The following is a 20318-nucleotide window of genomic DNA, read 5'->3' as shown; positions in this document are numbered from 1 at the left end:
GCCAATGTCAGGAATATGAATACGATAATCCCAGTGTGCTATTTTTTGATATTAAAGGTAAAAAGTTTAAAGAAATTTATGGCATATCTCCGATTGAATTTGCGAGAAATGTGGATGATGAACTACCATTTTTCGATGATTTCTATGGAAAAATGCAAAATAGATTCAAATTTGAGGATTACTATTTTTATATATTAAAGATTCTGCACCGCGGCTACAGAAGAGCCTGCGCATTGGAGGTCGCTCAGCACGGAAATCGACACAATCTGAAATATTTCGGAGAGTTTTATTCAGATAGATTTCGATCTATGTTCGGTCAATCCGAAGAGTTCAAGCTGACGACATTCGAATATTTTTTGATCGCTCTTCACAGCGGCTTCAACCCGCAACAGCTGCACCCCGGGCTTGCCAGATGCAATCGCCACCTGGGAGTGGCTGCCTGGCTTGGGCGACTGGGGCGTCGGGACCGCCTGCTCCTGCCGCGCGAACTCTGTCTGCCAATGCTGGATCTTCTCGAAGATGACGCGCCCTTCCTGTGTGACGGAGCGGAGGAAATCGCCAATATCTGCGATCTCGTTCGTAGGCACGCGGAGCTGTTTGCCGGCGTTGATCAGCTATCGACGATAGCGGAGCAGACTGTGAGTACCGGGCAGGAATCCGTCGTATGGCGCCGTGTCTACGGCCGCATCACCGGGAAGCGACGTAAGAACGAACTCCTGGAGTTCGTGCCGGAGAGGGCCTCCTCGGGCCTCGTGATGCAGGCGTTGCTGGCGTCGAAACCCGCCGCGCGAACCCGCAAGTTGCGCAACAAAGACGAAGAGCTCGTGGTGCGTCCCTTCCTTCCGCTCGCCTGGTAATCGACCAATCTTGCCGAAGGAGGCCTTGTGCTTCCTTCGTGCCAGCGCGTTTTCTGCTACCGGCGCCTTTCTGATTTGCTCCCTAAAATTCCGGGGTCCGCGACCCTTAAGCCTCCTCGCACCGGATTCACCGGCTTGCACAGAGGAGGCATTATCTTGCCCAGGTTTCGACATCAGCAGACCCCGAACAGGGGGCGGCGGCGCGGATCATCCGCTCAGGCCGCATCTTCTCGCCGGAAAAGCTTGCCGCCCGCAAGGCCGGTCAAGGCTCTCAGCCTGTGCTCCGGCATGGCGGGCGATGTCGCGGCGTTCGAGCTCGCCGACACCCCCCACGAGCTGACGGGCGTCGCCGAAATCGACCCCGTCGCCTGCGCGGTGCTGGCACACAAGTTCCCGACAACGCCGAATCTCGGCGACCTCAACTCATGCAACTGGAGCAGCTTTCATGGTCAGATCGACATCCTCACCGCGGGTTTCCCGTGCCAGCCCCACTCGGCGTCGGGGCTCCGCAAGGGTCTCAACGATCCGCGTGAATGCAGCGCAGGCGTGCTCAACGCTGTTGCCGCGGTGGAACCCGAATGGGTCCTCCTCGAAAATGTCCCCGGGTTCGCGTCGTCGAATGGCGGCTGGGCACTCCGCCAGCTCCTCGCGCGGTTGCGTGCGCTCGGCTACCGTTGCGACGTCAGGATCATCGACGCGGCAGACGTACTGCCGCAGCGCCGCCGCCGTCTCTGGGTTCTCGGCCATCGCGGAGGCGCCGGGCCCGCACCTGCTGACGTATTCGCTCTCGCCGCAGGCGGCAGCGGGCGTGCTGCGTCGCGCAAGTCGGTACGGGTACAGGATGCCGCGCGCCCTGCAACTCGCCCTGACCTCCACCACCCGCCGCGGCTCGGCACGCTGACCGCAAGCGGATCGGGCATCGTCAAGGCCGGAATGCGCCTGTCCGAACTCGACTTCCTCGTGGTTCAGACCATCAGGGGGCACGGTCGTATCGTTCGCCGGCCGACCTCGCTGGAGATCATGCGTGCGCAGGGCTTCCGGGATGATTGGCTGCACGGGGTGACCTGGCGTGGCAAGCCATTGACCCGTGCGCAGATCGCCAGGCTGGTGGGCAATGCCTGGCCGGTTCCGGTTGCCGCCCTGATCCTGGCAGCCATCCGTGAACTGGATGGATGGGCGTCCGCCTGATCTTTTTGAACCCGATTGTCGCTCCATCGCCAGCCGGCGGACCCCGTGTCCGCCGGCTTTTCTCATTCAAAACCGGCACGCCGCCGCCGCTGGCCAAAGTGAATCCGGTCGCACCTTTCCGATTTGTTCCAGAAAATTGGAGCCCTTCGATACGGCAGGGTGGTCGGGCATCAACACAGGAGGTTTCGATGCCCAACGAGAAGTTCAGCAAGCAGTTTTCGGGGTTGAAGAAGGTGTTGGCCCGTTTGCGCCGCGTCCAGGGCGCGCGCGGCCAGCGGCTTCAGGAACGCAGCCACGCCAGCGCGCCCGGCGCTATCGCCGGCGCACCGGCTTCCGGCACGCTGGCCGGCAGCGGAGTTGAGTTTTCCGGCTGTGCGTTCGCAGCGTGGTTGAAGTGGATCGGCGTGGACATGGCTTCTTATGAGGACGCCCTGCGCCAGCACGAAATCCAGGTGCTCGAAGCTCTCGCACTCAACGTTTTTGCTTCCACCGAGCGGTCGATGGGAGTGATGGCTCGTTCGGTTGGTCGGACCGCAGACGGTACGTTTGGCGGGGAGACGCTTCGTTGGCTGGCCCAGCGCTGCCCGGTTTCCAACGTTGAGGAAGGTGGCGAACCGGATCACGACGCCGCGACGGCGCGGATGACCCACCTCTACGAGGAGGGGCGGAGGGCGGCAGTGTCGTGGTTTCCCGGCAAGCGCGACGCTTCGGCCGTGGCAGTGGCGCTCCACGCTGAAGGTGAGGCGATTGCTGCCGCCTGCGACGGTTGGGACGAGACGGTGACGGCAKCCGTCGACGAGCTTGTGACCGTTGGAATCCTGAATGCCGTCCATCGCTGCCTCGCAGCCTGGATCGCGCGGGTCTCGTCCGTCCGCAAGACCGGTGAAAAAATCTCGCCCGTTGAGCTGATGGAGTGGCGCTCTCGCTGGTCGTTCTCGCCGGAAGAGGCCCAGATTGTGGCCTATTATGGCGACATCGCGCTGACAGCCTTCGTCTCGTACACCCAGGATCAGCGCGCCATGGTGGATAGCTTGCGCGAGGCTGGTCGCCTGCAGCGCGCTGCCTTGCCCGATCCGACCGCGAATAGCGCCGGCGGCAGTCTGCACTGACCAACCGCGGCATCGACCTGGTGGCGTTGTCGACAACGCCACCAGGCAGCTCAGCCGCAGTTCCTGGTCGTAGCAACTCCCTCACTTCCTCATTCGATTGGACCGCGTTGCGCGAGTCCCAAGGAGATCATCGTGCCTGAATCAATCGCGGGACCCATTTCTGTTGCCAAGACCGACCAGCCCCTCGCCGGAGTCATCCTCTCCGGCGTCGGCGGCTCGGGGAAGTCCACCCTGACGCTCACGCTCGCCGACCTCGCCGAAGTGTCGGGCACACCGCTCGACATCCTGCAGTTCGACCATCAATCGAAGCTCGCCCGGACGCTCGGGCGGGACATCGTCACTCTCGATTCGGCGATTGCGCGCAAATCGCGCAGCAATCCGGACGCGATCGTCGAACTGTTCGAGCCGTTCACCGATCGGCTCGCGGCTCTCGGCGCATCGCGTCGCGGTTTCCTGCTCGAAGTCGGAGGCGGGCTAACGCCGATCTTCCATGATCACAACCGCCTCGTCGACCTCAATACCGAGCTGGCCGATCTCGGCGTCGCGCTCACGATCTTCCTCGTCGTCGTGGCTTCGCCGGAAGCGATGGCCCAGGCCACGATCGAGCTCGATCGCGTGAAGGAGATCGTGCCGGACGCGCGCATGATCATCGTCGAGAACCGCTGGCGCGGGTCGCTCGCGGACATGCTGCCCTATCTCGACGAGGCCGGCCGCCGGCGCGTCAGGCGCATGCTGTCGGAGCACCCTGTGATCGTCATGCCGCGCGTCGACGGGTCGAGCCTGCGCCATGCCGAGCGCGTCCATGCCCGCCTGATCGATATCATCGACTGGGACCTTGCGACGGTCATGGAGAAGACCGGTCTCAAACGGGGAGCCGCGCGACTGATGCGCGGCGACATCGCCGCCTATCTCGCAGCGATGGAAACCGGCCTTGGCGACCTGCTCCCGACGCTTGCCGCTGGAGGGGCCCATGTCTGATCGCCAGCAACATCAGCAGAACCGGGATCGGGCGCTGACCGAACGCACCCATGCCATCGAGGAACTGATTGCACGATGTCGCCAGATGACGCGGGAACAGTTCGCGAGCCAGCCGGCGTCGGTGATCCGGCGCCTCAGTGCGGAACAGTTTTCGGCGATCGTCATGCATATCACCGGCGTGTCGCAGCCGGCGAAGCGCCCGATCGACAAGGCCGCTCCTGGTCCGTCCGGCGCTTCGACTCGTTCAATCCGTCCGAGGCAGCCGGGTCCGCTCCTGTATCGCATGACGCGCGCCAGCCTCATCGGCGGCACGCTCGCCAGCATCGCGGTGGCCGCTGCGATGCTGGCAGCGCCGCTTCTCGCCAACCGGAAGCTGATCGTCAGGCCGCTGACCACCAACGACTGGCCGATGTGCTCCCGGCTGACCGCCTCCATCGACGGCTGCCTGTACCGCGTCGACACCCGTCTCGCCTGGCAGGACGCCGCCAGGTGGCTGGCCATCCCCGAAGTCGAGCTGCGCCGGATGAACAGCGCCCCCGATGCCGCCGCCCTCCAGGCAGGCCAGCACCTGATCGTCTGGCGCGGCCTTGGACAACTCAAACCGTAAGGATCCATCATGACCGCACAATCCAACTATGAATCGCGTCCGACGACGCCGGCGATTTTCGCCACGACTCTGTTCTTCGGCCTGTTCGCGTTCGCCGCAGCCATCGTGATGCTGGGCATCGTGCCCTGGTCGGGATGGCGCCATGACATGCCGGCTTCGCTCACCGGCCTCGACATCCTGCGGCTCGCGTATTGGGAGCGCGCGACCTTGCTTCCGATCATCGGGGCTTACGACCTGCATCATACCCTGATGGCCCGCCTTGCCGTCATCATCGCCGGCGCGACCGTTGCCGGAGGCGCTGCCGGCCCCATCGCCTGGCAAGCGACGCCGCTGATGGATGCGCGACGCCATGTCGAAGGGTTGCGTCGCGTCAGTGGCAAGGCAGCAATCCGGACGGCGAACGCGGCCATGGCAGACGAAGTCATGGAGGCCGGACATGACCACCTGCTCGCGCCCGGTGTCCGGTTGTCCCGGATCAGGAGTCTCGTCAACACCCTCATTCTGGGCGCGCCGGGCTCGGGCAAGACCCGCATCGTGCTGTTCCTGATCGAACAGATCCTGACCGGCTTCCGTTCCCCGCGCGATGCGTCGATCGGCATCCTGGCTCACGACACGACCGGCGAGCTTCGGCGTGGTTTCCCGCTGGCCGACGAGCACGTCGCCTGCGTTGGCGTCAGTGATAAGAACTCCTGGGCATGGGCGCTGGGCGAGGACGTGGTGACCCTGGATGATGCCGACGCCGTCGCCCGCCGGCTGCTGCAAGAGCGCCCCGGGGAGCGCCATGGCAACGCCGTCTTCGATGCCGGCGGAGCGACGATCCTCACCGGCTGCATCGCCATCTGCCAGAGGACCCATGGCCGCGCATGGGGCGCCGCCGAACTGTACGAGGCAACGCTGCTCGATCCCGTCTCGATGCGCGAGCAACTGGAACGGGCCTATCCGGCCGCGGCGGCGTTGCTCGATATGGGCGAGGACGGCCGCACCCTGTCGAAGACGTCGGCGAGCTTCGTCCTCACCTTCCGGGCGCAGATCCTGCGGGTGCTCGCTCCGCTTGCCCGAATCTGGAAGGATGTTCCGGCAGAGCGTCGCTTCTCGTTCGTGCGCTGGCTGAACGGCGATGTCAGCCAGCCGCGTGCCGTCCTGCTCCAGCGCTCCGCACGGCATGCCGAGCTCAGTGCCGCCTGGATCGGCGCGGTGGTCGACCTGATCGCTGCCCACGCGACGGATGTGGCCTTCAATCCTGAACGCAAGCTGCGCCTGCATCTCGTCCTCGACGAAATCCATCAGCTCGGAGCGCTCGGCCGGTTTCAGGAACTGCTCGACGTCGGACGCAACAAGAACGTCTCGGTCATCGCGACGCTTCAGGACCTCAACCAGCTTCGGATCAGCTACGGTCATGCCGGAGCCGAGAACATGCTGGGACGCTTTGCGACCATGATCGTCGGCCGCATGCGGCAGGGCGAGGCCGCCATCCAGGTCTCGGAGCGGCTGATCGGCAAGCGCTCGGTCATCAATCCGCAGGACGATCGCGGTCCCGATGCGCCGCCGCCTCCGATCCGTGAAGTCCCGATCGTTCGCCCGGAACGGCTCAGTTCCGAGCTCGGTGTCATCGACGGCCGCGTGCGCGCTCTGGTGATCGGCTTTAGCGACATCCTCGAGCTCACCTGGCCGGTCACCGCCTGGGAAACGAGGCGCTGAGCCGGGGCCATCCGGAAATCGGACACAGGAGCCCGCTCGATGCGGGCTTCATGTTTTCGGGAACTTCGGCCCCTGTCACGGCTATCCGATTTGTTCCCTAAAATTGCGGGGTCACGACCCGATAGATGGGAAGCCTCTTCAGGAGGCTTTCGTGGTTGCTTCATTCGCCATCATTCACCGCGCTGACTACTACACCCGTGACAGCGCGGCCTACTATCTGTCGGACCGCGAGCCGAGGGGACGCTGGCTGACTGCCCATGCAGGTCTCGGCGTCGAGCGTGGCGCCGAAGTGGCCGCAGACCGATTCCAGCGCCTGTGCGCTGGGTTGGATCAGGACGGCAGGACGCTGATCGCCAACGGCGGCGGCAAGTCTCATACCGCCGGCGTCGATCTCACCTTCTCCTGCCCCAAGGGCGTGTCGGTCCTGTGGGCGCTCGGCGACGCGAAGCTCCGGGCGACGATCGAAACGGCGGAATCCGAGGCCGTCGCGGCGACCATGGCATTTCTCGAACGCGAGCTCCCGCTTGGCCGGCGCGGTCATAATGGCGGCCAGCGCGAGCATGTGAAGCTCATCGCAGCCGCATTCCCGCATGGTGAGGCACGGCCCGAACGGCATGCTGACGGCGTGATTGCTCCCGATCCCCAGCGCCATACGCATGTCACGATTCTCAACCTCGCCGACCGACAGGATGGCTCGATCGGAGCGATCGACACCATTCAGCTCAGGCAGTGGAAGAAGGCACTCGGCGTACATTTCCGCGTCGGCCTTGCCACGCGACTCCAGCAGGCCGGGTTCAGCCTTGGCCAGGTCAGCGAGGACGGCCTGTTCGACGTCGCGGGCGTCCCGGCGGAGATCACGCGGTATTTCAGCGCGCGGCGTGCGACGATCGAGGAAGAGCTTGCCACAGCCGGTGTGACCTCCGCTGCTGCACCGGCCCTGGCCGCATCGCTGACGCGATCGACCCGGCGCGACAAGGAGATGCAGCCACTGCGCGGCGATCGCTTCGAACGCTGGCGCGATACGGTTCACCGGCTGGGTCACGATCCGGAGTTTATCGTCGCGTCTGCCCGGGCGCTGGGGGCGCAGGCGCAATTGGCCAGTGCCCCTGTTTCTAGCGCCGAACGGCTGGCACAGGTTCCGGACCGGTTGACCCTCACCCAGTCGGCTTTCGAGCGCCGTCATCTGTTCGAGGCCGTCGGTGCGGCGCTGGTCGGCACCGCGGCCGATGCGGCCCGGATCGAGACCGAGGTCGCGCAACTGATCGGCAACGGCACCGTGGTTGAACTGGGAACCGATCGTGCAGGAGCGCCGCGCTATTCGACCCCGGAGATGATCGCCATCGAGCGGGCTCTCGTCGACTCGGCCGAACGCCTGGCGAGAGATCGGCGTCCGACCCCGGCGCCGGAGATCGTCGTAAGGCTGGCGGACAAGGCCAGCCTGACCGCGGAACAGCGAGCCGCGGTCGAACTCGCCACTTCGGGTGTCCGGCTGGCGGTCGTGCAAGGCACTGCCGGTACCGGCAAGTCACATACGCTGGCCGTCGTGGCGCGCGCCTGGGAGACGATGGGCTTTCAAGTTCTTGGCGCATCGATCGCCTGGAAGGCCGCCGTCAGCCTGGGCTGCGATCTCGGTGTGCCTTCCCGCTCGATCGACGCTTGGCTGGCATCGATCGAGCTCGGCAGCACGACATTGGGAGCGGCGACGCTCCTGATCGTCGACGAGGCCGGGCTGATGTCGAGCCGTCAGATGGAACGGCTGCTCGCCCATGTTGAAGCGGCGCAGGCTTCCGTTCTGCTCGTCGGCGATGATCGTCAGTTGCAACCGATCGGACCTGGTTCGGCGCTTCGCCTCGTCAAAGATACTGTCGCCGGAGCTCGCCTCGACACCATCGTGCGACAGCGTGAGGCCTGGGCGCGTGATGCCGTTCATGCGTTTGCGCGAGGCGATGCCGCTTCCGGTCTGGAATCCTACAAGGCCCGCGGCCTGATCGTAGAAGCGGATGGCGCCGTCGCTGCGGTGACCGCACTCGCCGATGCCTGGAACGAACTTCGGCGGACGTCTCCCCGTTCATCGCGTCTCGCGGTCGCGAAGACCAACGCCGAGGTTCGGGCCCTGTCTGCCGCGATCCGCTCGCATCTCCGGTCCGAAGGGATCATTCGCGGCATCGAGGCAACCACCCGGGCGGTGACGCCTTCCGGTCAGGAGTACGATCTCACCCTGGCGGTCGGCGATCGCATCCGCTTCCTGCGTCGCTTCGACGAACTCGGGGTCGTGAACGGCACTGAAGCCGAGGTGACGCGCCTCACCGCACTGCACGACGGCACCGTCACCCTGACGGTTCGACTTGATCAGCGCGAAATCCGGTTCGCGCTGCCGGAGGTCGCCGACGACAGCGGCCGCAGCCTTCTTGCCCATGCCTGGGCCTCGACGATCTTCCAGGCGCAGGGGGCGTCCGTCGACCACGCTCTTGTGCTCGGGTCGAGCCGGTTTGACCGCCACGACGCCTATGTCGCCTTCAGCCGGGCCCGGCAGGAGACGAGGCTGTTCGTCGATAGCCGTGCTCTCGATCGCGAAATCCGGGCAGACGCGGCCGACCGTTCGGCGACCATCGAGCAGGGACAGCGTTTCGCACACCTGTCCCGCTGTCTCTCATACGAGAACCTGAAGCACAGCACGCTCGATCCGCTGATCCGCGCCGCGGCGGTCGAGGAGGCGCGAACTCCCGCCGCTAGCCGGGAGCACGAGCGCGATCTGGAGCTGTCTCATGACTAGCGGATAGCGACCGGGACCCCGGCGCCGCCCGACCCGGGCAAATCCGGACGGGCGGCCATCGCTCGCACCGGTCTTCGATCCAACGTTTCGTCACTGACAGGAGATTCAACATGCCCAACTGGATTGCAAACAAGGTCATCGCCATCGGCCCGGAAGCCGATCTTGCCGCGTTCATGGAACAGCATTTCCGTGATGACGAAGAAGATGGTCTGGTTTTCGATTTTGAAACCGTGGTCCCCGTGCCCGACGTCGTCCTGGCCACGGAAGGTGCGGCCGACGGTGAACTTGGCCTTGTAGCGCTCGGCCTCGATCCAGGGGGCGACGACCCTAACCGAATGACGCTTGCAATGGCGCTCACAACTCATTGGGTTCGGGAAGCCGGCATCGGATCACGCGCCGCGCTTCTGGTCCATCTTGAACAGCATCGCCCGGGCGTGCTCACTGCCGCGCGGAAGCTGATCGCGTGCCATGAAGCGACGGGGTTCATCGGCTGGCGCGAATGGTCGCTTCATCACTGGGGCACGAAGCGGGACGCCGGTCCGGCCGACATCCTCTTCTCCGACAGCGAGGTGATCGGGTTCGTTTTCGATACGGCGTCGTCGATGCCGGAACCCATCTATCGCGCACTCGGAATCCAGCACCCCGACCTCAACTTCGAGATCGACGCGATCGACCCGGGCGATGGCTGGGCCATGACGGGCGAGGTCGTCGGCCCTGATGCCCGTTTCGAGGAGGCCGATTATCGGGAGGTCTACGAACTGATCTACGGCGATTTTCCGCGCGACGATGACGAGGATGAAGGCGAGCACGAGAAGGTCGAACCGGCGTGAGGCGATTCGGTCGGATCTCCGTCCCCACGGATCCGGAGCTTGTCGCCGACGGAATTCCGGTCGACCCTTGGTCTGTCCCCGGTCCGACGGAGCGCTTGCGCCGCCGGATCGGGGATCGCTCGGAGAAGGTGAGGAAACTGTCCGCACCGGTCGGCGACCGCCTCCGCAGTCGTAGGTCGTCGGCTGGTGCGGACGGATCCCCGACATGCCGAAGACAAAGACAACACAGGCCGTGGCCGTCGATCGCCACGACCGATCGAGTTCCCGCGCGGTAGCCGGCGCACAGAAAGCAACCGACGGCCGCAGGCCCCGCGACGTACGCGCAGTACCCGCGCAGGCCGCCGCGCTGCCACAGCGGGGACGCTCCCGCCGTTCGGCCTCACAACGCCATCGGATCGTCGGTGAAAACTGGACGGTCCACCACGGCTGGCCGGCCGAGGTGCCGGTCACGCCAGCGGAGATTGAGGTCGTCGAGACCTATCTTGGCGGCCTGCTCGACGAACTCCTCGCAGCTTGCGGGGCAAGCTGACCGTGAGGAGCCCCCCGGGGCTCCAGCGAATGTCCCCTCATGCTACCGTCCGCTCAACACGTTTAAGAGAGAAGCGTTTATCATGACTCAGGTTCGTCGCCGCCAGCCAGTCAGTTCCGGAGGCACCGCGCTCGATCTCCCCCGGGCCTGCGCCTATCTGCGCGTTTCCACCGGTCGCCAAGCGGAGAGCGACTTGTCGATCCCGGATCAACGCAATCAGATCGCGGCGTTCTGCGCCGGTAAGGGCTGGTCGCTCGTCAGCGAATATGTCGAGCCTGGCGCGTCCGCGATGGACGACAGCCGGCCTGAGTTCCAGCGGATGATCGAACGGGCGACGGATGACGATCGCCCCTTCGACGTCATCGTCGTCCATTCCTTCTCGCGCTTCTTCCGCGACTCCTTCGGGCTCGAAATGTATATCCGTCGCCTTGCGAAGGCCGACGTCCGCCTGATTTCCATCACCCAGGAGCTCGGCGACGATCCGGCGCAGGTGATGATGCGCCAGGTAATCGCGCTCTTTGACGAGTACCAGAGTCGGGAAAATTCGAAGCACACGCGCCGGGCCATGAATGAAAACGCCAGGCAGGGCTTCTACAACGGGTCGTCCGCGCCGCTGGGCTATCGCACCGAGGAGGTCGAGAAGCGCGGAGCGAGAGCTAAGAAGAAGCTCGTGATTGATCCCGTCGAGGCGGAAACCGTGAAGCTGATCTTCCGGCTTTACCGGCACGGCGACGGACGCAGCGGCCCGCTCGGGGTCAAGTCCCTGACAGCCTGGCTCAACGAGCGCGGCCATCGCACCCGCAAGGGTGCGCGTTTTGGTGTCGCTACCGTCCACAAGATTCTGACCAACACTATCTATGTGGGGGAATGCGTATTCAACCGTCGTGACTCCCGTACGCTGCGCGACAAACCTGCCGATCAGTGGATCACCGTCCAAGTACCGCCAATTATCGATCGGGCCGAGTTCGATGCGGTGCAGGTGACCCTGAAGGCGAATAACCCCCGCGTTACCGCCCCGCGCGTCGTCACCGGACCGATCCTGCTCACCGGACTTGCGGCCTGTGCCTCCTGCAGTGGGGCGATGACCCTGCGCACGGGCACCTCGAAATCCGGCGCCATCCACAAATACTATACCTGTTCGACCTGCGCGCGGATGGGCAAGTCAGCCTGCAAGGGACGCTCGATTCGGATGGACACCCTCGACAATATGGTCGTCGATAGCCTCTCCCGGTCCCTCTTCACCATCGAGCGCCTGACGGAGATGCTCTCCGCCGCCTCCTCACGCCGAGCTGAAAGGGCTGCCGAGATCGATGAGCGCGCAATGACACTCCAGCGTGAAGCGACAGACGCCTCCGACAAGCTCAGGCGTCTCTACCGGCTCATTGAGGACGGCGTCACCGAACTCGACGACCTCCTTCGGGATCGCATTGCCAACCTCAAGCTCGAACGCGAGCGAGCTCAGGCGGCGCTTGACCGGATACGGACCCAGATCGTTCCGGCAGCGGCAATTCCGCCAGAGGTGATCGAAAAGTTCGGCCGGGCCATGCGGGAGAATATCACCACGGGGGAGGTACCATTCCGCAAGGCTTACCTCCGCTCGATCATTGATCGCGTCGAAGTCGACGATCACGCCATCCGCATCATCGGCGATCGCGCAACGCTCGAACAAGTCGTGGCCGGAAAGAGCGTACCTGCGTCCGGTGTTCGCAGTTTGGTACGGAAATGGCGTCCCGGAAGGGATTCGAACCCCTGACCTACGGTTTAGGAAACCGTTGCTCTATCCTGCTGAGCTACCGGGACGCACGTGAATGCGTTTAGCATAAAGCGCATGCGGGTGAAGCCTCTTGTTGCAGTCATGCTGAGTCTCATTGCCGCGTCGGGCAAGGCGCTGGCGAACGATTCCTGTCCGGCCCCGGCCGCCGAGACGCCGACGGTTCGTTTGGCTGGCACCGACACCAGCGGCGATCTGCTGCTCGACGATGGCCGGCGGATACGCCTCGTCGGACTGGCCCCTCGGCAGGACGACGCGGAGATCGCGCGTTTCGTCGCGGCCCTGGCAGCGTGGCAAGGCCGCGATCTCCGGATCGTCATCCTGGCCGAGCCCGATCGCTGGGGCCGCATCGCGGCGCGCCTGCTGGCCGATCCGGATACCCAGGCCACCGCACCGCTGGACCTGTCGGTCGCCCTCATCCGAAGCGGCGCAGCCTGGCATCTACCCGATTCCGTCAGCAGCCCCTGCGACGCGCTCTTGCGGGCATCTGCCCCGAATGCCACCCCATCCGCGCGACAAACTGGCCCAAAACCAGCCAATCTCGTCGATGGTCACGATATTGCCGCGTTGAAGGTGCACGCCGGTCGCGTCATCGTGCTGGACGGGCGGATCGCATCGATCGGCGAGCGACCGCAGCGTTCCTATCTGAATTTTTCGCGCCGGCGGGGAGCCGGTGCGTCGGTCGTCGTGTCGAGGAGGCTCTGGCGGGAGATGCGGGAGGTCGGCTGGACCGCCAGGACACTGACGGGTAAACGCGTGTGGGCGCGCGGCGTACTGAGCGGGCCGGATGGATTGTCGCTTGAACTCCCCTCCCGCGCAGCCCTGGAACTGATCGATTAGAACCATGCTGGCCTTTCGCCGACAGACTGTGTCACGCCCCATGGCGCGACTAGGCGCCCTGCTCCTTCCCGCCCTGCTGCTTTCCGGCTGCTTCGGCGACCAGAGCGTCCTGCCCCCCCAACCGGCCGATGGCGAGCTTGCCCCGCGGCTGAGCACGTTCCAGCGCGCGTCGGACCGCGAGCATTTGCGGCTGCTGGCCGCTTTCGGCGGCGAGTACCGCGCGCCAAACGCTCGGGCCCAGCTCAACGAAGTCGTGGCGCGGCTGGTCAAGGCTGGCGAAGGGCAGATCGGCAGCTACGAGATCACCATCCTGAACTCGCCGGCGGTGAACGCGTTTGCCCTGCCGAATGGCCGGCTCTACGTCACGCGCGGGCTGCTGGCGCTCGCCAACGACACCAGCGAGATCGCTTCGGTGCTCGCCCACGAGATCGCTCACGTAACCGCCCATCACGCCGTCGAGCGGGCTGAGGCCGAAGCTGAGTCTGCGCTTGTCACGCAAGTCGTCACACAGGTGCTCAACGATCCGGCTGCTGGCGCCTCCGTTCAGGCCGGCTCCAAGATCTCGCTCGCCCGCTTCTCGCGACAGCAGGAGCTGATTGCCGACCAGATCAGCGTCCGCAACATCGCGCGCGCCGGCTACGACCCCTATGGAGCGGGCCGCTTCCTGGGCGCGCTCGGCCGCAATACCAGCTTCCGCAACAGCGGCCAGGGCCAGAGCGGCAGCGAGAAGCGGCTCGATATTCTCTCCAGCCATCCCTCGACCCCGGAGCGCGTCGCCGCCGTCACGGCGTCCGCCCGCCAGATCGGTGCACCCGGGCTTGGCGAGCGCGATGCGGCCCGCTGGCTCGCTGCGATCGACGGCATCGCCTATGGCGACGACCCGAGCGATGGCGTGGTACGAGGCCGGCGCTATCTCAACAGCACCTTGCGCATCACCTTCGATGCCCCCGACGGGTTCGACCTCGAGGCGGCGCGCGACATGGTCATCGGTGTCAGCGGCAACGGTGCCCAGGCGCTGCGTTTTGATTCGGTCACGCTCAAGCCCGGCCAGACCCTCGAATCCTATGTCGCCTCCGGCTGGATCGACGGGGTCGAGACCGGCCCCGTCGAAAAGCTCGACCTTGAGGGCCAGTCCGCCGTCCTGGCCAGCGGCAAGGGGACCGACTGGACCTTCAGGCTCGCCGCCATCCAGGCAGGCAATCGCGTCTATCGCTTCATCCTGGCGGCCCGCGGCAGCAGCGATCCGGAGCGCCCGATGCGCGCCGTGCTCAGCAGCTTCCGGGTCCTGACTGCAGCGGAAGCACAGGCCACGAAGCCTCTGCAATTGCGGATCGTCAGCGCCTCCGAAGGCGACACGCCTGCAACGCTGGCCGCCCGCATGGCGACACATGAGCGCGCGTTCGACCTCTTCCTGCTGCTGAACGGGCTCGATCGTAACAGCAAGCTGACGCCCGGCCAGCGCTACAAGATCGTCGCCGAATAGGGGCTGCCCGCGCGGGCAGCCCTGGCTTTCCTTGCTACAGCATCAGGCGCCACCGACGGAACCGGCGTGATCGGCTTCTGCAGGCGCCCCCTGCACCGGCAACAACCTTGCCGGCGCCGCTTCCGAACTGACTGGCCGCAAGGTTCTCCATGGGCGCTCGCCCGATCTGGCCCAGGTCCCGTGGGGTCACGCAGATCAAGGCCCGCCTGCTGATCCACCGGACCGCGCGCGATGGGCGGCCGGTCCAGCAGCTGCCGGATCACGAGAAGACGCTCAGGGCCGCCAAGCCAGCCTGGGAGCGCTTAGTCGCCCTTCTCCCGCGCAAAAACCGGAGCCGTCTGGCCAAGAAAAAACCCGGCGGTTGCCCGCCGGGTTGATTGGCATCATGCCGGAGGAATCGCCTCAGGCGGCTTCTTCCTGCAGATCGTCATTGTCGCTTTCGAGATCGGCATCAGCCGGGTCGACCTCGGTGCCCTTGGCCGCACGACGCGGCGACTTGGCGAGCTGGCCCTCGATCTTCTTCAGCGCTTCGGTCTCGGTCACGTCGTCGACGACCGCGATCTCACGGGTCATGCGGTCAACCGCAGCCTCGTAGAGCTGACGCTCGGAATAGGACTGCTCGGGCTGCGCCTCGGAGCGGTAGAGATCGCGGACGACCTCCGCGATGGCGACAAGATCGCCCGAATTGATCTTCGCTTCATATTCCTGGGCGCGGCGCGACCACATGGTGCGCTTGATCCGGGCCCGGCCGGTCAACGTCGTCAGCGCCTTGCTGACGATATCGGTATCGGCAAGCTTGCGCAGGCCGACGCTCACAGCCTTGGCGGTGGGAACACGCAGCGTCATCTTGTCCTTGGCAAAGCTGACGACGAAGAGTTCAAGCTTGAAGCCGGCAACCTCCTGCTCTTCGATCGCCGTGATCTGGCCGACGCCATGGGACGGGTAGACGACGAACTCGCCCGTCTTGAAACCCTGGCGCACAACAGCTTTCTTCGCAGTGGACATGCCGTTACGACTCCTGACGGGACCGCTTGACACGGCCCACGATGACACGTCCCCGGCCGGAATGACCGGAGACACTCTGCCTGATGCGTTGCAATCCCGACCGAGCGGTCACGGACCCGCAGCCTCACGCTCCCTCAGCCGATTGCTACTTGACCACCGAACACGAAAATCACCACGCTCCGGCCTTCTGCCGGAAGCCCTGGTCATCCCGTATCTATGGGGGTGCCCCGTTTATGAATCCTCGCAGGGGCAGGCGGAACCAATTCGACTGCACGAAAAGGTGTATCACAAAAAACACGCCGAATCAAAGGTAAACGCCGATTAACACCGGAACTGCATGTCGCAGCGCCGGTGTGCTCATCGCTCAGCCTCTTCCCCTTGGGTGAAATTCAGTCGCCTTCGCCGGGGTTCGGCGAGAAATGTTCTTCGAGCTTTCCAGCCACGCCATCAAAGTCCTTGGCGTCGGCCGGCGGGTCCTTCTTCTGGGTCAGGTTCGGCCAGCTCGACGCATATTTCGAGTTGAGCTGCAACCAGCTCTCAAGGCCGGGTTCGGTATCGGGCTTGATCGCCTCGGCCGGGCATTCGGGCTCGCAGACACCGCAATCGATGCACTCGTCGGGATGGATGACGAGCATGTTCTCGCCTTCGTAGAAACAGTCGACGGGACAGACCTCGACGCAGTCCATGTACTTGCACTTGATGCAGTTTTCGGTGACCACATAGGTCATGTCGCCAGTCCTTCCCGGTCCATCCCGCCGGATCATAAAGACCCGGAAGGCGGGTATTTCAAGGTCGATATCCGGGCTGCGGCAGAAAGACAAATCTCTTCCGGCCAGCTCCGGAAGGAAACTCCTCCTGAAGCACCCAAGCCTGCCCAGGCAGGCCTATCGAACCGCTCCCGCGCTCTATCCGCTCGGATCGTCCTCCGCAAGCGGCGCGTCGCCGCGCGTGCTCTCCCCCAAGCGCTCATAGAGCAGTTGCGCCTCCTCATAGGGACCGCGCCTGCTGCCCAGGGCGAGCAGGCGCACCACTATGGTTTCATGCACCAGCGCCAGTGTCAGCACGTCGCCGAGCTTGAGCCCAAGCGCTGCATTCCCTGCACGCCGACCATTCACGCGGACATGGCCGTCATCCACCAGACGCACAGCGACGGTGCGCGTCTTGGAGAAACGCGCGAACCAGAGCCACTTGTCGAGACGCTGGCGATCTTCCCGCAAGGACAGCCTTTCCGCTCAGCCCCAGGTCAGTTGAGCCGCATGTCAGGTCTTGCGCCCGCCGCCCTCGAGTTGGGCCTTGAGAGCCGCAAGCTTGGCAAAGGGCGAATCCGGATCAGGCTCGCGCTCGGCCGGACGCGGCTTTGACGCCTGCTGGAAACGCTCGTTGCCCCGCTCCTCGCGGCGTGGGCCACCTGGGCGTCCATCGCGCTTGAAGTCCGGCCGCGGGCCACGCCCCTGCTCGGGGCGGCCATTGCGCTGCGGCCGGCCGCTGCGCTTCTGATCACCCTCGCGCGGCTGCGCATCCTGTCGGGGAGCATCACCTTGAGACGCATTGGCGGCAGCCGGACGGCCACGATCGCCCTGGCGGCGACGCTCGTCGGGCCGGCCGTCACGGGTCGGACGTTCACCACGCCCTGCGCCAGGCTGACGCTCGCCCTGAGCGCCGTCGCGGCGACCGCGCCCGGCATGCTCCGGCCTGCGCCCACCCTGGTGACGATGCGGCCGCCAGACCTCGATTTCCTGCACCTCGGTCGCAGCAACCACATCAACCGCTGCCTCAGGGGCAAGAGCTTCCGCGGCAAGCGTCTCGGAGACAGGTGTCTCGTCGGCAGGCGCCGGCAGAGCAGACATGGCATCGGCTGGCACCGGATGTGCGGCTTGCTCGAGCTCGGTCTCCGCCGCGATCGGGGCGTCGGCCGTTTCAGGCGCGGCAGCCTCCGAAGAGGCAGCCTCGGCGGTCTCGATGTCAGTAGCGGCCAAAGGCTCGTCGACAATACCGGCGCCGGCCTCATCGGCCACCACCGCCGGATCGGCCTCGTGCCCAGCCGGGACGTCCGTAGTTTCCGCGGTCGGCGCGTCGGCAACCGGAGCGGTAGCCGCAACCGGTGGCTGCGCCAGCGGCACGGTGATCGCCGGTCCCGGACGCTTGGCCGAGACATAGCCGAGCGAGCGCAGGATCGAGGCGAAATCCTCGCCCGCACAACCGACCAGCGAGGTCATGGCGCCGGTGACGACAAAACCGTCCTGATCGGCCGCGCCGGTGGGCGGCTGGCCCTGGGTCAGGCCCGGGCGATAGGCGATAGCCGGCCGGATCAGGTCAGCAAGCCGCTCGAGGATATCGACACGCACGGCGCGCTCGCCGCAGACGCGATAGCCGGCAGCACGGTAAAGGCCCTTCGGCACCGCCTTGTCGACGGCAAAGGATGTCCGACCCGAGGCTGCGAGATGGGCAATATCGTCGAGGCCCGACGTATCGGGCCCCCCATGCTTCAGCGCCCAGAGCTGGGCAGCCAGCGCACGTGGTGCCGGCTTCAGCAGGGCCGGGACGTAAAGATGAAAGGCTCCGAAGCGGATGCCGAGCTGACGGAGTGCCGCGCGGCCCTCCTGATCCAGCGTCTTCATCTCCTCGCCGACCTTGGCGCGCTCCAGCACGCCCAGCGACTCCCCGGCCTGATAGGCGATGCCGCGCGCGATACCGGTGACATTCTCGGCATTCTCGAGCAGCTGCAACGCACCAAGCAGACGGGCGATGTGATTCTTGAGCCAGAGAGTGAGGCGCGCGTCGACCTGCTCGCGCGCCGGTCCGGTCAGGTGCTCCTCGACCAGCAGGCGCAGGCGCGGCTCCAGAACCTTGTCGCCGGCGACAAGCCGCGCGACCGGTTCACCGATCCAGCGCACCAGCCCGTCATGCGAAAGCACGAAGGCATCATCAGCCGCGAGCACGACACGCGCGGCGCGCGCTTCGATCTCGCTGGCAAGCGCCTTCATCGCGGCCATGTTCAAGGCTTTCGCCTCGGGCCCGCCAGCCTTGGGATCCGCCGTGAAGCGAAATCCCTGAAGCATCCCGACATGCTGTCCCTCGACGAGCACATCGCCCGTCGTGGTGACCTCAGCCTCCAACATTGCATTCTCCCGCAAACGACGCATCAGCACGCTCGTGCGCCGATCGACGAAACGGCTGGCTAGCCGCTCGTGCAAAGCGTCCGACAGCTTGTCCTCTACAAGACGCGCCACCCCCTGCCAATGCTCTGGATCAGGTAACCAGTCAGGACGGTTTGCGACATAGGTCCAAGTTCGGACCTGCGCAATGCGGGCAGACAGCGTGTCGATCTCGCCATCGGTCCGGTCAAGCGCATCGAGTTGGGCGCGATACCAGTCCGGATCGAGCCGTCCGTGGCGCATCAGGCGCAGATACAGCGTGGTGGCGAGATCAGCGTGCTGCATCGGCGCGATCTTGCGATAATCAGGAAGGCCACACACCTCCCAGAGCCGCTCGACTGCTGCACGGCCCTGCGCCAGCGGCCTGACATTGGCATCGCGGGCCAGAACCTCCAGCGTCGTCATGTCCTCTGCGATCAGCGCACGGGTCAGCCCCTGCTCGGTTGGCTGGACGTTCAGGCTGGCGATCAGCCCGTCGACGGAGCGCAGATCGAGATCGGAATTGCGCCATTGCAGCTGCCGCACCGATTCAAAACGATGATTCTCGATCGCCTCGACCAATTCGGCGTCGAAGGGCGGGCAACGCCCGCTCGTGCCAAAGGTGCCGTCGCGCAGATGGCGGCCGGCGCGCCCGGCGACCTGGCCGAACTCCGCGGGGTTCAGCTTGCGGAAATGATGGCCGTCGAATTTCCGGTCCGACGCGAAGGCGATGTGATCGACATCGAGATTGAGCCCCATGCCGATGGCGTCCGTCGCGACGAGATAATCGACGTCGCCCGACTGGTAGATCTCGACCTGGGCGTTGCGCGTGCGCGGCGAGAGCGCGCCGAGCACGACGGCGGCTCCCCCCTTCTGCCGACGGATCAGTTCAGCGATCGCATAAACCTCCTCGACGGAGAAGGCGACGATCGCGCTGCGTCGTGGCAGGCGGGTGATCTTCTTGTCGCCGGCAAATGTGAGCTGCGACAGGCGTGGACGCGTGACGACGTTCACCCCGGGAATGAGCTGCTCGATCAGCGGCTTCATGGTGCCCGCGCCGATCAGCATCGTCTCGGCCCGACCGCGCCGGTTCAGCAGGCGGTCGGTGAAGACGTGACCGCGGTCGAGGTCGGCGGCGAGCTGAATCTCGTCAATCGCGACGAAATCGACGGCGAGATCGCGCGGCATGGCCTCGACGGTGCAGACCCAGAAGCGGGGCCGCTGCGGCTTGATCTTTTCCTCGCCGGTGACCAGCGCCACCGCCTCGGGGCCGACCTTCTCGACCACGCGGCCATAGACCTCGCGCGCCAGCAGGCGCAGCGGCAGGCCGATCATTCCGGTCGGGTGCGCCACCATCCGCTCGATCGCCAGATGCGTCTTGCCGGTATTGGTGGGCCCGAGAACTGCTGTGACACCCTGCGCACGAACCGAGGGCGGAAGAGAGCGTGCTGAAATCAAGACGCGACCGATCGTTTCCTTTGGGCCCTTGCCGGCAGCAGACGCTGGGGAAAGCGTC

General features: G+C 65.2%; 16 protein-coding genes and 1 tRNA gene. 12 read left to right on the top strand and 5 right to left on the bottom strand.

Translation table 11 applies throughout. The annotated features are described in order from the left end of the window. The 10 genes from AC1DW9_RS30135 to AC1DW9_RS30090 all read left to right on the top strand — a co-directional run. On the top strand, positions 1-857 hold an 857-nt coding region (locus tag AC1DW9_RS30135; RefSeq protein ID WP_476855266.1), incomplete at its 5' end, for a hypothetical protein. A 27-nt stretch (positions 858-884) separates the two neighbouring features. Next, positions 885-2045 carry a DNA cytosine methyltransferase gene (locus tag AC1DW9_RS30130; RefSeq protein WP_476775481.1) on the top strand — a complete coding sequence of 387 codons (1161 nt, stop codon included), beginning with the start codon at positions 885-887 and terminating at the stop codon, positions 2043-2045. Between the two features lie 188 nt (positions 2046-2233). Further along, positions 2234-3154, top strand: coding sequence for a hypothetical protein (locus AC1DW9_RS30125; RefSeq protein ID WP_476855265.1), 921 nt, complete (start codon positions 2234-2236; stop codon positions 3152-3154). Between the two features lie 132 nt (positions 3155-3286). Next, positions 3287-4132, top strand: coding sequence for a hypothetical protein (locus AC1DW9_RS30120; RefSeq protein ID WP_476775483.1), 846 nt, complete (start codon positions 3287-3289; stop codon positions 4130-4132). Continuing rightward, positions 4107-4739, top strand: coding sequence for a hypothetical protein (locus AC1DW9_RS30115; RefSeq protein WP_476775484.1), 633 nt, complete (start codon positions 4107-4109; stop codon positions 4737-4739). Before AC1DW9_RS30120 ends, AC1DW9_RS30115 begins: the two co-directional genes overlap by 26 nt. Before the next feature lie 9 nt (positions 4740-4748). Beyond that, the gene (locus tag AC1DW9_RS30110; RefSeq protein ID WP_476775485.1) at positions 4749-6437 is read left to right on the top strand and encodes a type IV secretion system DNA-binding domain-containing protein; all 1689 of its coding nucleotides are present in this window, start codon (positions 4749-4751) and stop codon (positions 6435-6437) included. Positions 6438-6588: 151 nt separating this feature from the next. Further along, positions 6589-9210 carry a MobF family relaxase gene (mobF, locus tag AC1DW9_RS30105; protein ID WP_476775486.1) on the top strand — a complete coding sequence of 874 codons (2622 nt, stop codon included), beginning with the start codon at positions 6589-6591 and terminating at the stop codon, positions 9208-9210. Positions 9211-9320: 110 nt separating this feature from the next. After that, positions 9321-10040, top strand: coding sequence for a hypothetical protein (locus tag AC1DW9_RS30100; RefSeq protein ID WP_476775487.1), 720 nt, complete (start codon positions 9321-9323; stop codon positions 10038-10040). 205 nt (positions 10041-10245) lie between these two features. Beyond that, complete coding sequence (locus tag AC1DW9_RS30095) at positions 10246-10569, top strand: hypothetical protein (RefSeq protein ID WP_476775488.1); 324 nt, start codon at positions 10246-10248, stop codon at positions 10567-10569. 82 nt (positions 10570-10651) lie between these two features. Continuing rightward, entirely contained in the window at positions 10652-12322 is a 1671-nt protein-coding gene (locus AC1DW9_RS30090) for a recombinase family protein (RefSeq protein ID WP_476775556.1), read from the top strand. Here the strand turns inward: AC1DW9_RS30090 and AC1DW9_RS30085 are convergent. Then, positions 12293-12369, bottom strand: a tRNA-Arg gene (locus AC1DW9_RS30085). The two genes, AC1DW9_RS30090 and AC1DW9_RS30085, sit on opposite strands and share 30 nt — an antisense overlap. 28 nt (positions 12370-12397) lie before the next feature. Here AC1DW9_RS30085 and AC1DW9_RS30080 point away from each other — a divergent pair. After that, on the top strand, positions 12398-13180 hold the full coding sequence (locus AC1DW9_RS30080) for a hypothetical protein (RefSeq protein ID WP_476855264.1): 783 nt from the start codon (positions 12398-12400) through the stop codon (positions 13178-13180). Between the two features lie 4 nt (positions 13181-13184). Beyond that, complete coding sequence (locus AC1DW9_RS30075; RefSeq protein WP_476775490.1) at positions 13185-14663, top strand: M48 family metalloprotease; 1479 nt, start codon at positions 13185-13187, stop codon at positions 14661-14663. A gap of 402 nt (positions 14664-15065) precedes the next feature. Here AC1DW9_RS30075 and AC1DW9_RS30070 read toward each other — a convergent pair whose 3' ends face one another. The 4 genes from AC1DW9_RS30070 to AC1DW9_RS30055 form a co-directional block, all read right to left on the bottom strand. Continuing rightward, complete coding sequence (locus tag AC1DW9_RS30070) at positions 15066-15668, bottom strand: CarD family transcriptional regulator (RefSeq protein WP_069878873.1); 603 nt, start codon at positions 15666-15668, stop codon at positions 15066-15068. Positions 15669-16057: 389 nt separating this feature from the next. Continuing rightward, entirely contained in the window at positions 16058-16396 is a 339-nt protein-coding gene (fdxA, locus tag AC1DW9_RS30065) for a ferredoxin FdxA (RefSeq protein ID WP_069878872.1), read from the bottom strand. Between the two features lie 177 nt (positions 16397-16573). Then, on the bottom strand, positions 16574-16885 hold the full coding sequence (locus AC1DW9_RS30060) for an RNA-binding S4 domain-containing protein (protein WP_476775491.1): 312 nt from the start codon (positions 16883-16885) through the stop codon (positions 16574-16576). A gap of 42 nt (positions 16886-16927) precedes the next feature. Beyond that, a complete protein-coding gene (locus AC1DW9_RS30055) occupies positions 16928-20257 on the bottom strand; it encodes a helicase-related protein (protein ID WP_476775557.1) in 3330 nt (1109 codons plus the stop codon). Positions 20258-20318 lie beyond the last annotated feature (61 nt).

This window comes from Allobosea sp. P4_E12 (assembly GCF_056401655.1).
Note: the sequence above shows the minus strand (reverse complement) of the source record. Positions and strands in the feature narration are given on the sequence as shown.